The sequence below is a fragment of the Pseudomonas sp. MF08875 genome (assembly GCF_059862525.1).
Map to the genome: position 1 here is coordinate 58,249 of NZ_JCBCUW010000003.1, position 13,107 is coordinate 71,355.

Genomic DNA, 13,107 nt, shown 5'->3' on the forward strand with positions numbered 1-13,107 from the left:
TTTTACTTGTGGAGCCTGGCCATGACTGACGCCCATAACGCCCTGATTACCGAGTTCTATCGCGCGTTCCAGCGTCTGGATGCCGAGGCGATGAGCGCCTGCTACACCGACGACGTGCTGTTCCACGACCCAGCGTTCGGCCCGTTGCGTGGCCGTGATGCCGGTGACATGTGGCGCATGCTCACCACCCGGGCCAAGGATTTCACCTTGACCTTCGACAGCGTGCGCAGCGAGGGCAACACCGGTAGCGCTCACTGGGTCGCCACCTACCTGTTCAGCCAAACTGGCCGGGTGGTGGTCAACGATATCCAGGCACGCTTTGTGTTTCGCGACGGCAAGATCTGCGAGCACCACGACCATTTCGACCTGTGGCGTTGGGCGCGTCAGGCCTTGGGCACCAAAGGCCTGTTGCTGGGCTGGACGCCCCTGGTGCGCAACGCCGTGCGGGGCCAGGCCCTGAAGGGCTTGAAGGCATTCCAGGCCAGTCGCTGATAAGATCGCGGCTTCTCTTTCCTCGCCCAGATTGCCCCGTGAACGACCTGCCCAGCCCCAAAACCTGGTTCGTGTACCTGGTGCGCGCCGCCAATGGCGCCTTGTACTGCGGCATCAGCGATGACCCGGTGCGCCGTTTCGCCGCTCACCAACGGGGCAAGGGCGCGCGGTTTTTTCTCTCCAGCCCAGCGGTGGCGCTGGTGTATACCGAAGCCTGCCGCGACAAGGGCGAAGCGCTGCGCCAGGAGCGGCTGATTAAAAAACTGCGTAAGAGCGCCAAGGAATGCCTGGTGGCCAGCGCCGCAGTGGGCCCATCACGCTGACTGATGGGTTCCCATCAGGCACTGGCGCGGATTTGCGCGCTAAGCTGCGCATTCCCCACAACGGCGAAGGTTTCCAGCATGTCCGCGTTGATCCTGCACCACTACCCGACGTCCCCATTCGCGCAAAAGGCCCGCTTGCTGCTGGGCTTTAAAGGCCTATCCTGGCGCTCGGTGAAAATCCCGCCGATGATGCCCAAACCCGACCTCACAGCCCTGACCGGCGGCTACCGCAAGACCCCGGTGCTGCAAGTCGGCGCCGATATCTACTGCGATACGGCCCTGATCGCCCGGCGCCTGGAGCAGGAAAAAGCTGCGCCGACGCTGTTCCCCCAAGGCCAGGAAATGATCGTGACGGCGTTCGCCGCGTGGGCAGACTCGGTGGTGTTCCAGCACGCGGTAAGCCTGGTGTTTCAGCCCGAATCCGTGGCCCTGCGGTTTGCCCAATTGCCGCCCGAAGCAGTCAAGGCGTTCCTGGCCGACCGTGCCGGGTTGTTCAATGGCGGCAGTGCCAGCCGGTTGTCGGCGCAGCAGGCCCGTCACCAGTGGCCGAGCATCATGGCGCGCCTGGAACAGCAGTTGCAGCATGAGCCGGGGGATTTCCTCTTCGGCGAGCCGTCGATCGCCGACTTCGCCATGGCCCACCCTTTGTGGTTCCTCAAGGGCACACCCGTCACGGCACCGTTGGTGGACGCCTATCCGGCGGTTTCGGCCTGGTTCGCGCGGGTATTGGCGTTTGGCCAAGGCGCAGCCAGCGACATGAGCGCCGAAGAGGCCTTGCAGGTGGCCCGCGCGGCGCAACCGGCGGTGTTGCCGAGTGAGGTGTTCGCTGAACCCAACGGTGTGAAACCCGGCCAGCCAGTGCTGATCGCGGCGACCGACTACGGTGTCGATCCGGTGGCCGGTGAGTTGCTGTTTGCCGGCAGCGAAGAATTGATCCTGCGCCGCGAAGACGAACGCGCAGGCGTGGTGCATGTGCACTTCCCGCGTTTAGGCTTTCGCATCGAAGCGCAATGAGGCGCAAGCGGGCTTGCCCTTGACGGTGTTGGGCCGCTACGCGACCGAGCACGGGCAAGCCCGCTTGCTACGGTAGGGCCTTGAGGATGGCGTTCGGCTCGTAGCCGCGGATCAGCGTACCGTTGACATCCAAGATCGGAATTCCACCACCGCCCAGTGCCTGGTAGGCCTGGCGGGCCTGGGCGTCCTTGTCGATATCGAACTCCTGGTACGGGATACCTTTGTGGTCGAGAAACCGCCGGGTGCTCTGGCAGTAACCGCACCACGCGGTGGTGTAGAACACCACTTTGGCCTGGGTGCGGGTTGCCTGCGAGACCGCTTCCCCGGGGTTGAACAAGCGCTCGACCTTGCCCCAGTTCTGATAGATCACCACCACCAGCAAAACCAGCAGGATTTTCTTCAATACACCGCCCAGCATCAGTTACGGCGCTTGAGCTGATCGGTCAGTTGGGTGGGCAGGCCCTTGATAATCAGGGTGCCGGCTTCTTCGTCGTACTCGATCTTGGAGCCCAGCAAGTGCGCCTCGAAACTGATGGACAGGCCTTCAGCGCGGCCGGTGAAACGGCGGAATTGATTGAGGGTGCGTTTGTCGGCAGGGATTTCCGGGGACAGACCGTAGTCTTTGTTGCGGATGTGGTCGTAGAAAGCTTTGGGCCGTTCTTCGTCGATCAATTCCGACAACTCTTCCAGGCCCATCGGCTCGCCGAGCTTGGCCTGGCTGCTGGCGTAGTCCACCAGGGTCTTGGTTTTCTCGCGGGCCGATTCTTCCGGCAGGTCTTCGCTTTCGACGAAGTCACTGAAGGCCTTGAGCAGGGTGCGGGTTTCGCCGGGGCCATCGACGCCTTCCTGGCAGCCGATGAAGTCGCGGAAGTACTCCGAGACTTTCTTGCCATTCTTGCCCTTGATAAAGGAGATGTACTGCTTGGACTGCTTGTTGTTCTGCCACTCGGAAATGTTGATCCGCGCCGCCAGGTGCAACTGGCCCAGGTCCAGGTGGCGCGAGGGCGTCACGTCCAGTTGCTCGGTAACAGCCACGCCTTCGCTGTGGTGTAGCAGGGCGATGGCCAGGTAGTCGGTCATGCCCTGTTGATAGTGGGCGAACAGCACATGGCCGCCGACCGACAGGTTGGACTCTTCCATCAGCTTTTGCAGGTGTTCGACCGCGACGCGGCTGAACGCGGTGAAGTCCTTGCCGCCGTCCAGGTATTCCTTGAGCCAGCCGCTGAACGGGTGCGCCCCTGATTCGCCATGGAACAGCCCCCACGCCTTGCCTTGCTTGGCGTTGTAGCTCTCGTTGAGGTCGGCGAGCATGTTTTCGATGGCCGTCGACTCTGCCAGTTCCGAGTCGCGGGCATGAAGAACGGCAGGCGTACCGTCGGGTTTTTTGTCGATCAAGTGGACGATGCAATGACGGATCGGCATGGGCTTCTCGGCTGGTGGAAGGGCGGGGGCGGGCTCGCCGGAAAAGGCCCAAGTGTACCGTACCTGCGGGTTTGGGCGCTGTCCGACGACAGATTTGGGCGGTTCTGACCCGTGTCATGCAATTTTTTATGGGTTTGAGGCGATAAAGCTGACCAATTGGGTAGGTAGAGGCGGATATTTCCCCGTCTCTGTGCTAGTTTTGCCCCCGTCTTACGCGAACTCTCGGCGTTAAGCGTGCATTCAGCACTGTCAGGTCGAACCAAACCCTGATTTCGGTATCTATAGCCCCGACCCGTCGTGGTTCCAACCGGGGTGCCAGGTCCAGAAGATCTGGCTCGATGGCTGACACTGCACTCTGCAATCCAAATGAATTTGATAGGGAAGGAACACCACAATGGCTATGACTAAAGACGAACTGATCAGCGATATCGCTGGTGCCATCGGCGAGCCGAAGACCACCGCACGCAACGCTCTGGACCAACTGGCCCAAATCGTTGCCGATCAGTTGGAAAATGGCGGCGAAATCACTCTGCCAGGCATTGGCAAGCTGAAAGTGACCGAGCGTCCTGCCCGTACTGGCCGTAACCCTTCGACTGGCGCTGCCATCGAAATCGCTGCCAAAAAAGTTATCAAGCTGGTTGTGGCTAAAGGCCTGACCGACGCTGTTAACAAGTAAGACCGAAGTTCAAAAAAAACCGTGCGCCGGAGCGATCCGGGCACGGTTTTTTATTGCCTGCGATTTGTTGGTGCTCAGTCCTTGCGGGCCCAGCGTTGGCGCCAAGCTTGCTGTTGCGCCTCGGTCTGGAACGTCCAGGCGACGAAGCGGCTTTGCTTCTGGCCCTGGGACATTTCCACCACTTGGCTTTGCAGGACGCCGGCCTTTTTTAGGGCGGTCTGGATCGCGGGCAGGTTCGAGGCTTTGGAAACCAGGGTGCTGAACCACAGCACTTGCTGGGGCACATGGGCGCTTTCGGCGATCAGCTGGGTGACGAAGCGCGCTTCACCGCCCTCGCACCACAACTCTGCCGATTGGCCGCCGAAGTTCAGCACCGGCAACTGGCGCTTGGGGTCGGCGCGGCCCAGGGCGCGCCATTTGCGCTCGCTGCCACGGGTCGCTTCGTCCATCGAGGCGTGGAACGGCGGGTTGCACATGGTCAGGTCGAAACGTTCGTTGGCCTCAAGCAAACCCAGCAGGATGTGTTTGGGGTTATTTTGCTGGCGCAACTGGATGGCTTTGTTCAGGCCATTGGATTGCACGATGGCCTTGGCGGCGGCGATGGCCTTGGGGTCGATCTCCGAACCCAGGAAGTGCCAGCGGTAGTCGCTATAGCCGATCAACGGGTAGACGCAGTTGGCGCCCATGCCGATGTCCAGCACCTTGACCGGCGCGCCACGGGGGATCACGCCTTCGTTGACGCTGGCCAGCAGGTCGGCGAGGAAGTGCACGTAATCGGCACGTCCCGGTACTGGCGGGCACAGGTAGTCGGCGGGAATGTCCCAGTGGGCAACGCCATAGAAGGACTTGAGCAGCGCCCGGTTGAACACCCGCACCGCATCGGGGCTGGCGAAGTCGATGCTTTCCTTGCCGTAAGGGTTGAGGATCACAAAACGCGCCAATTCCGGTGTGGTCTTGATAAGCGCCGGGAAGTCGTAGCGACCCTGGTGGCGGTTGCGCGGGTGCAGGCTGGCCTTGGCGCGTGGCTCTACAGCCTTGGCAGGCTTGGTTTTGGTGCGCGGGGCTTTAGGTTTGCTGGGGGCGGTCATGGGCGGGTCGATTCGGGGGTTGGCTCAAAGTGGCGGGCATTGTCCCACATCTATGGGGAGTACCGATCAACTGTACGAGCCTGCTCGCTCCCCCGGTGTTTTTGCGCAGGGCGTTTGGGGGCCAAAAAAAAGAGACCCGAAGGTCTCTTTTCATACGGGCGACACCTTACAGGCTGGCAATCCGCGCATGTTGCTCGGCCAACTTGCCCAGGGCCTGTTCGGCCTCGGCCAGTTTGGCGCGCTCCTTGTCGATGACTTCGGCCGGGGCCTTGTCAACGAAACCGGCATTGGACAGCTTGCCGCCGACCCGTTGCACTTCGCCTTGCAGGCGCTGGATTTCCTTGTCCAGGCGCGCCAGTTCGGCAGCTTTGTCGATCAGGCCGGCCATGGGCACCAGCACTTCCATCTCACCCACCAGGGCGGTGGCGGACAGCGGCGCTTCTTGGCCCGCGGCCAATACGGTGATGGATTCGAGCTTGGCCAGTTTTTTCAGCATCGCTTCGTTTTCGCTCAGGCGACGCTGGTCCTGGGCGTTGACGTTTTTGAGGAACAGCGGCAGGGGTTTGCCCGGGCCGATGTTCATCTCGCCACGGATGTTGCGCGTGCCGAGCATCAAGCTCTTGAGCCATTCGATATCGCCTTCGGCCGCCTCATCGATGCGAGCTTCGTTGGCCACTGGCCAAGGCTGCAGCATGATGGTTTTGCCCTCGATACCGGCCAGCGGCGCGAGGCGCTGCCAGATTTCTTCGGTGATGAACGGCATGAACGGATGGGCCAGGCGCATCGCCACTTCGAGCACGCGTACCAGGGTGCGGCGGGTGCCGCGCTGGCGTTCGATGGGCGAGTTTTCGTCCCACAGCACGGGTTTGGACAGTTCCAGGTACCAGTCGCAGTATTGGTTCCAGATGAACTCGTACAAGGCCTGCGCCGCCAGGTCGAAGCGGAACTGGTCGAGTTGGCGGGTCACTTCGGCTTCGGTGCGCTGCAACTGGGAGATGATCCAACGATCGGCCAGGGACAGCTCCACCGCTTCGCCGTTCTGGCCGCAATCTTCGCCCTTGTCCAGCACGTAGCGCGCAGCGTTCCAGATCTTGTTGCAGAAGTTGCGATAGCCTTCGACGCGGCCCATGTCGAACTTGATGTCGCGGCCGGTGGACGCCAGCGAGCAGAAGGTGAAGCGTAGGGCGTCGGTGCCGTAGCTGGCGATGCCGTCGGCGAACTCGTCGCGGGTCTGCTTCTCGATCTTTTTCGCCAGTTTGGGCTGCATCAGGCCGGTGGTGCGTTTTTGCACCAGGGTTTCCAGGTCGATGCCGTCGATGATGTCCAGCGGGTCCAGGACGTTGCCCTTGGACTTGGACATCTTCTGGCCCTGGCCGTCGCGTACCAGGCCATGCACGTAGACAGTTTTGAACGGCACTTGCGGCGTGCCGTCTTCGTTTTTCACCAGGTGCATGGTGAGCATAATCATCCGGGCGACCCAGAAGAAAATGATGTCGAAACCGGTGACCAGAACGTCGGTGGAGTGGAATTTCTTCAGGAACTCCGTCTGCTCTGGCCAGCCCAGGGTGGAGAAGGTCCACAGGCCGGAACTGAACCAGGTGTCGAGGACGTCGTTGTCCTGTTGCAGCGCCACGTCCGGGCCCAGGTTGTGCTTGGCACGCACCTGCGCTTCGTCGCGGCCGACATAGACCTTGCCGGCCTCGTCGTACCAGGCCGGAATGCGGTGGCCCCACCACAGTTGGCGGCTGATGCACCAATCCTGGATGTCGCGCATCCAGGAGAAGTACATGTTTTCGTATTGTTTGGGCACGAACTGGATGCGGCCGTCTTCAACGGCGGCAATCGCGGGCTCGGCCAGGGGTTTGGTGGAGACGTACCACTGGTCGGTCAGCCACGGCTCGATGATGGTGCCGGAGCGGTCGCCCTTGGGCACTTTCAAGGCGTGGTCGTCAACGCTGACCAGCAGGCCGGCGGCATCGAAGTCGGCGACGATCTGCTTGCGGGCCTCGAAGCGGTCCAGGCCGGCGTACTGCGCCGGGATCTGGCCGTCGACGCTGTCGTTGAGGGTGCCGTCGAGGTTGAACACTTGGCAGGCCGGCAGCACGCTGGCGTTCTTGTCAAAGATGTTGAGCAGCGGCAGGTTGTGGCGCTTGCCCACTTCGTAGTCGTTGAAGTCGTGGGCCGGGGTGATTTTCACGCAACCGGTGCCGAACGCTGGGTCGCAGTAGTCGTCGGCGATGATCGGGATACGGCGCCCGACCAGCGGCAGTTCGACGAACTTGCCGATCAGGGCCTGGTAGCGCTCGTCGTTGGGGTTAACCGCAACGGCGGAGTCGCCCAGCATGGTTTCCGGGCGGGTGGTGGCGACGATCAGGTAGTCGTTGCCCTCGGCGGTTTTGGCGCCGTCAGCCAACGGGTACTTGAGGTTCCACAGGAAGCCCTTTTCGTCGTGGTTTTCCACTTCTAGGTCAGAAATCGCGGTGTGCAGCTTGGTGTCCCAGTTGACCAGGCGTTTGCCACGGTAGATCAGGCCATCCTCGTGCAGGCGCACGAAGGCTTCCTTGACCGCTTCCGACAGGCCATCATCCATGGTGAAGCGTTCGCGGCTCCAGTCTACGGACGAGCCGAGGCGACGGATCTGACGGGTGATGTTGCCACCGGACTCGGCTTTCCATTCCCAGACTTTTTCCAGGAACTTCTCCCGGCCCAGGTCGTGGCGGCTCTGGCCCTTGGCTTCGAGTTGGCGCTCTACCAGCATCTGCGTAGCGATGCCAGCGTGGTCGGTGCCTGGCTGCCACAGGGTGTTGCGCCCCTGCATGCGGCGAAAGCGAATCAGGGCGTCCATGATCGCGTTGTTGAAGCCATGGCCCATGTGCAGGCTGCCAGTGACGTTCGGTGGCGGGATCATGATGGTGTAGGAATCGCCCGCGCCTTGCGGGGCGAAGTAGTTCTCGGACTCCCAGGTGTTGTACCAGGAAGTTTCAATGGCGTGCGGCTGGTAGGTCTTATCCATGCGCGGCGGGACCCTATTGGCATTTATTCAGGAAAAGCCGGGAAGTATAGCGGCGGGGGGCGTGGCAAGCCACAAGCTGCAAGCTACAAGAAGAGAGTGCTCGGCTTGCCGCTTAAAGCTTGCCGCTTGTAGCTGCGGCCAGTAGCCGCTCCATCCGCGCTTCGAGGCGGCGCTTGATTTCGGTTTCGATGTGAGGGGCGAAGTCGTCGATGACGTCTTGCATGATGAGCTGGGCCGCGGCGCGCAGTTCGCTCTCCAGGTGCAGCAGAGTGTCGGGACCGTTGTCCGCGACGCGAGCGGGTGCGGGGGTTGGTTTGGGCGCAGGTGCAGCCGGGAGCTGGGCGCTGATTTGCTCGAATAGCAGGGGGATTTGCACCTCGCTGGCGACCGTTTCGGTCAGCAGCGGCGGTTGCAGGTTGTCGTCGCCGAGCAGTTGGCGGATCGACTCAAGGTCGTCCAGCAGGTGCGCGGATTTTTGTAGTGGGTTCGGGGTGTCCATCGTGGGCTCAGAGTCGCTGTAATCTGTGATCTTGCAGAGGATAGCCCTGTTCACGGTAGAAGCGGAAACTCTCCCGTGCGGCCTGACGAATTGCCGGGTCTTCGACCACCACTTCCGCCACGCGGGCAAAGCGCGGGGCGAAGGCCGGGACCTTGAGGGCGAGGTTGACCAGCAGGTCTTGGTGCTCGCCGCAGTCGTCGCCCAGGCCCAGGACCACCTGGCCGTCGCGCTCGCTTTCGGCCGGGCCGTGGGGCACGAAGCTTTCGCCCTTAAAACGCCAGAGGCGGGCGTCGAGATCGTCGCGCTGAGCCGCGTCGCTACAATGCAGGTAGATGCGGTGGCCCATGCGCCAGGCTTTTTCGGTGAGCTTGCAGGCAAAATCCAGGCGCGCCGAAGGATCGGCACTGGGCAGGATATAAAAGTCGACTTGGGTCATTGCGGTTCCTGGGCCCGGGTGGCGTTGAATGGAGCAACGCCGCCCGTGCTCATTGGGTTCAGGCGTTGGCGCGATCGATCAGGTATTGGGTCAGCAGCGGCACTGGCCGGCCGGTGGCGCCTTTGTCCTTGCCGCCGCTGGTCCAGGCTGTGCCGGCGATGTCCAGGTGTGCCCAGTTGAAGTTCTTGGCAAAGCGCGACAGGAAGCAGGCCGCGGTGATGGTCCCGGCCTTCGGCCCGCCGATGTTGGCGATGTCGGCGAACGGGCTGTCCAGTTGCTCCTGGTATTCATCGAACAGCGGCAGTTGCCAGGCGCGGTCGTCGGCCTGCACGCCGGCGCTGAGCAGTTGGCCGATCAGTTCGTCGTTGTTGCCCAAAAGGCCCGAGGTGTGGGAACCCAGGGCAACGATGCAAGCGCCGGTCAGGGTGGCGATGTCGACCACAGCCTGGGGCTTGAAGCGTTCGGCGTAGGTCAGGGCATCGCACAGCACCAGGCGCCCTTCGGCGTCGGTGTTGAGGATTTCCACGGTCTGGCCGCTCATGGTGGTGACGATATCGCCAGGACGGGCGGCCTTGCCGCTGGGCATGTTCTCGGCGCAGGCCAGGATGCACACTAGGTTGATCGGCAGCTTGAGTTCCAGCACCGCACGCAGGGTGCCGAACACGCTGGCCGCGCCGCCCATGTCGTATTTCATTTCATCCATGCCGGCACCGGGCTTGAGGCTGATGCCGCCGGTGTCGAAGGTGATGCCCTTGCCGACCAGGGCGAAGGGTTTCTCGGATTTCTTGCCGCCGTTGTACTGCATCACGATCAGGCGTGGCGGTTGCTCGCTGCCTTGACCGACGGCGTAGAACGAGCCCATGCCCAGTTCCTTGATTTTCTTCTCGTCCAGGACTTCGACTTTCAGGCTTTTATAAGCCTTGCCCAGCTCCTTGGCTTGCTCGCCGAGGAAGGTTGGGTGGCAGATGTTTGGCGGCAGGTTGCCCAGGTCGCGGGTGAACGCCATGCCGCCGGCGATGGCCTGGGCGTGGGTCACGGCGCGTTCGACTTCAGCCTGGGCGGCCTTGATGGTCAGCAGGGTGATTTTCTTCAGGGCGTGGGGTTCGGCTTTCTGGCTCTTGAAGCGGTCGAAGCTGTATTGGCCGTCGAGCAGGGTTTCGGCCAGCAGGCGGGTCTTGCCGTAGCTGTCGCGGCCCTTGACCTGCACGTCGTCCAGGGCCAGCACGGCGTCGCTGCCGCCCAGGCCTTTGAGGGTGCTGAGGATGGCGGCGACGATTTTGCGCAAAGGGCGGTCGCCCAGCTCTTGATCCTTGCCCACGCCCACCAGCAGCACGCGTTCGGCTTTGAGGTTGGGCAGGTTGTGCAGCAGCAGGCTCTGGCCGATTTTGCCGGCCAGGTCGCCGCGCTTGAGCACGGCACTGATGGCGCCGCCGCTTTGTTCGTCGAGGCGGCTGGCGCTGGCGCCCAGTTTGCGGCCTTCACCGACAGCGACGACCACGGTGGCGGTCTTCACGGTTTCTGGGTTAACGCTCTTTACAACCAATTCCATGTCCGGCTCCCTGAATAAATGGTCAATAGGCGCACCGCCAGGCAGCGGGCGCTTGAGGCGTGTTCTATAAAGAAAGGCGCCGGTGCGTGCCAGCGACAAAGCGGCCAGTTTGAACCTCGCCGCCCGAGGCTGACAACCCTCGCAGCGCATGCGCAGTGACAGGCGCACCCAATCACAGGATAATGCGCCATCTTTTTCGGCGGCCGTCTATTGCGCGCCCGCTCGCGACGTTTGCTTGTTTGGCCGCCTTAGCCTGACAACCCTGGAGTGTCTGGTTTGATCGTCTTCCGTTATCTATCCCGCGAAGTCCTGTTGACCCTCAGCGCCGTCAGCGCCGTGCTGCTGGTCATCATCATGAGCGGGCGCTTCATCAAATACCTGGCTCAGGCTGCCTCTGGCGCGCTGGACCCAGGCTCGCTGTTCCTCATCATGGGGTTTCGCCTGCCGGGCTTTTTGCAACTGATCCTGCCGTTGGGGCTGTTTCTCGGCATTCTGCTGGCCTATGGCCGGTTGTACCTGGAAAGCGAAATGACCGTGCTCTCGGCCACCGGCATGAGCCAGCAACGCCTGCTGGGCATGACCATGGTGCCGGCCGCGCTGGTGGCGCTGATCGTCGCCTGGCTGAGCCTGAGCCTGGCGCCGCAAGGGGCCAACCAGTTCCAGTTGCTGCTCAACAAGCAGGACGCGATGACCGAGTTCGACACCTTGGTGCCCGGCCGCTTCCAAGCGCTGCGCGATGGCACGCGGGTGACCTACACCGAAAAACTGTCCGACGACCGCACCAACCTGGCCGGTGTGTTTATTTCCGAGAAACGGGTGTCGGCGGACAAGAAAGACCGGGGCATTTCCGTGCTGGTGGCCGAGAAGGGCCGCCAGGAGGTCCAGGAGGATGGCAACCGCTACCTGATCTTGGAAAACGGCTATCGCTACGATGGCAACCCCGGGCAGGCGGACTACCGTGCCATCAAGTACGACACTTACGGCGTGCTGCTGCCCAAGCCGGATGTCAGTGACGAAGTGACCGACCGTGACGCCATGTCCACCCGTACCCTGCTGGGGAACGACGACCTGCGCTCACGCACCGAGCTGCAATGGCGCCTATCGCTGCCGCTGCTGGTGTTCATCGTGACGCTGATGGCGGTGCCGCTCTCGCGGGTCAACCCGCGCCAAGGGCGTTTCCTCAAGCTGCTGCCAGCGATCCTCCTTTATATGGCTTACCTGAGCATCCTCATCGCGGCCCGTGGCGCCCTGGAAAAAGGCAAGATCCCGCCCGCGCTGGGCTTGTGGTGGGTTCACGGGATTTTCCTGGCCATTGGCCTGGGGCTTTTGTACTGGGAGCCGTGGCGTTTGAAGATGGCGAGTCGCCGCAGTGTGTTGGAGGTGGCCCGTGGGTAAGCTCGACCGCTACATTGGTAGCAGCGTATTCATGGCCATCATCGCCGTGCTGGGGATCATCCTCGGCCTGGCGTCCCTGTTCGCCTTCATCGATGAAATGGGTGACGTCAGCGACACCTATACCTTGGTCGATGTGCTGAGCTTCGTGCTGCTGACCGCGCCACGGCGGGTCTACGACATGCTGCCGATGGCGGCGCTGATTGGCTGCCTGATCGGCCTGGGCAGCCTGGCCAGCGCCAGCGAACTGACCATCATGCGTGCGGCCGGGGTGTCCATCGGGCGCATCGTCTGGGCGGTGATGAAGCCGATGCTGGTACTGATGCTGGTGGGCGTGCTGGTGGGCGAGTATGTCGCCCCGGCCACGGAAAACATGGCCCAGGCCAACCGCTCCCTGGCCCAGGGCGGCGGCGAGGCGCAAAGCGCCAAGCACGGTTTGTGGCACCGGCAGGGCGACGAGTTCATCCACATCAACTCGGTGCAACCCAACGGCTTGCTCTACGGTGTCACCCGCTACCGCTTCGACAAGGAGCGGCACATGCAATCGTCGAGTTTCGCCCGGCGGGCGACGTTCGATCAGGATCACTGGCAACTGACGGACGTCACCACCACCCTGTTCCATGGCGACAGCACTGAAGTGGTCAATGTGCCCGAAGAGCGCTGGGACGTGGCCCTCAGCCCGCAACTGCTGAGCACCGTGGTCATGGCCCCGGACTCGCTGTCCATCACCGGCCTGTGGGGTTACATCCACTACCTGGCCGACCAGGGCCTGAACAATGGCCGTTACTGGCTGGCCTTTTGGGTCAAGGTGCTGCAGCCCTTGGTTACGGCGGCGCTGGTGCTGATGGCGATTTCCTTCATCTTCGGCCCGCTGCGTTCGGTGACCTTGGGCCAGCGCGTGTTTACCGGTGTGCTGGTGGGTTTCACCTTCCGCATCGCCCAGGACTTGCTCGGCCCCTCGAGCCTGGTGTTCGGCTTCTCGCCGCTGTTCGCGGTGCTGGTGCCGGCCGGGATTTGCGCCCTGGCAGGCGTCTGGCTGCTGCGCCGGGCCGGCTGAGCCCGTATCAGGCTGCACGCAAAGCGCCCTGGTCGAAAGACCGGGGCGTTTTTCATTGTGCGCTGCTGACAGGTGAACGTGACGCTGGCGCCGTGGATCAGGTACAATTCCCGGCTATTTTTCGGCGGGCTATGCCTGCAGCCTTT

The 13,107-nt window shown here is 62.4% G+C and carries 13 protein-coding genes; 6 read left to right on the forward strand and 7 right to left on the reverse strand.

Going from position 1 to position 13,107, the window contains the following annotated elements:
- Positions 1–21: 21 nt before the first annotated feature.
- From AC19YT_RS02550 to AC19YT_RS02560, 3 genes are all read left to right on the forward strand, one after another.
- Complete coding sequence (locus AC19YT_RS02550; RefSeq protein WP_095106221.1) at positions 22–492, forward strand: nuclear transport factor 2 family protein; 471 nt, start codon at positions 22–24, stop codon at positions 490–492.
- Between the two features lie 38 nt (positions 493–530).
- Positions 531–815 (forward strand): GIY-YIG nuclease family protein, encoded by a 285-nt coding sequence (locus AC19YT_RS02555; protein WP_095106223.1) that lies wholly within the window; start codon positions 531–533, stop codon positions 813–815.
- Positions 816–893: 78 nt separating this feature from the next.
- Complete coding sequence (locus AC19YT_RS02560; RefSeq protein WP_500609664.1) at positions 894–1,829, forward strand: glutathione S-transferase family protein; 936 nt, start codon at positions 894–896, stop codon at positions 1,827–1,829.
- A gap of 67 nt (positions 1,830–1,896) precedes the next feature.
- On the opposite strand, the gene AC19YT_RS02565 is transcribed toward AC19YT_RS02560, so the two are convergent.
- Positions 1,897–2,247 carry a glutaredoxin family protein gene (locus tag AC19YT_RS02565; RefSeq protein ID WP_500609665.1) on the reverse strand — a complete coding sequence of 117 codons (351 nt, stop codon included), beginning with the start codon at positions 2,245–2,247 and terminating at the stop codon, positions 1,897–1,899.
- Entirely contained in the window at positions 2,247–3,251 is a 1,005-nt protein-coding gene (yejK, locus tag AC19YT_RS02570) for a nucleoid-associated protein YejK (protein ID WP_095106227.1), read from the reverse strand. Before yejK ends, AC19YT_RS02565 begins: the two co-directional genes overlap by 1 nt.
- A 394-nt stretch (positions 3,252–3,645) precedes the next feature.
- Here yejK and AC19YT_RS02575 point away from each other — a divergent pair, with 394 nt between their 5' ends.
- Positions 3,646–3,927, forward strand: a complete 282-nt coding sequence (locus AC19YT_RS02575) for an HU family DNA-binding protein (protein WP_095106229.1) — start codon at positions 3,646–3,648, stop codon at positions 3,925–3,927.
- 74 nt (positions 3,928–4,001) lie between these two features.
- Here AC19YT_RS02575 and rlmF read toward each other — a convergent pair whose 3' ends face one another.
- The 5 genes from rlmF to AC19YT_RS02600 form a co-directional block, all read right to left on the reverse strand.
- Positions 4,002–5,015 carry a 23S rRNA (adenine(1618)-N(6))-methyltransferase RlmF gene (gene rlmF, locus AC19YT_RS02580; protein WP_095106230.1) on the reverse strand — a complete coding sequence of 338 codons (1,014 nt, stop codon included), beginning with the start codon at positions 5,013–5,015 and terminating at the stop codon, positions 4,002–4,004.
- A 166-nt stretch (positions 5,016–5,181) separates the two neighbouring features.
- Positions 5,182–8,028 carry a valine--tRNA ligase gene (locus AC19YT_RS02585; RefSeq protein WP_095106231.1) on the reverse strand — a complete coding sequence of 949 codons (2,847 nt, stop codon included), beginning with the start codon at positions 8,026–8,028 and terminating at the stop codon, positions 5,182–5,184.
- 112 nt (positions 8,029–8,140) lie between these two features.
- Positions 8,141–8,527: a DNA polymerase III subunit chi gene (locus AC19YT_RS02590; protein WP_500609666.1), complete on the reverse strand. Its 387-nt coding sequence runs from the start codon at positions 8,525–8,527 to the stop codon at positions 8,141–8,143.
- A gap of 7 nt (positions 8,528–8,534) precedes the next feature.
- Complete coding sequence (locus AC19YT_RS02595; protein ID WP_500609667.1) at positions 8,535–8,963, reverse strand: DNA polymerase III subunit chi; 429 nt, start codon at positions 8,961–8,963, stop codon at positions 8,535–8,537.
- 58 nt (positions 8,964–9,021) lie between these two features.
- Positions 9,022–10,512, reverse strand: a complete 1,491-nt coding sequence (locus AC19YT_RS02600) for a leucyl aminopeptidase (RefSeq protein WP_500598165.1) — start codon at positions 10,510–10,512, stop codon at positions 9,022–9,024.
- Positions 10,513–10,788: 276 nt separating this feature from the next.
- Between AC19YT_RS02600 and lptF the strand changes: the two genes are divergently transcribed.
- Both lptF and lptG read left to right on the forward strand, forming a co-directional pair.
- Positions 10,789–11,907 carry an LPS export ABC transporter permease LptF gene (gene lptF, locus AC19YT_RS02605; protein ID WP_095106238.1) on the forward strand — a complete coding sequence of 373 codons (1,119 nt, stop codon included), beginning with the start codon at positions 10,789–10,791 and terminating at the stop codon, positions 11,905–11,907.
- Entirely contained in the window at positions 11,900–12,961 is a 1,062-nt protein-coding gene (gene lptG, locus AC19YT_RS02610; RefSeq protein ID WP_095106240.1) for an LPS export ABC transporter permease LptG, read from the forward strand. The genes lptF and lptG overlap by 8 nt, the downstream gene beginning before the upstream one ends.
- The last annotated feature ends 146 nt before the right edge of the window (positions 12,962–13,107 follow it).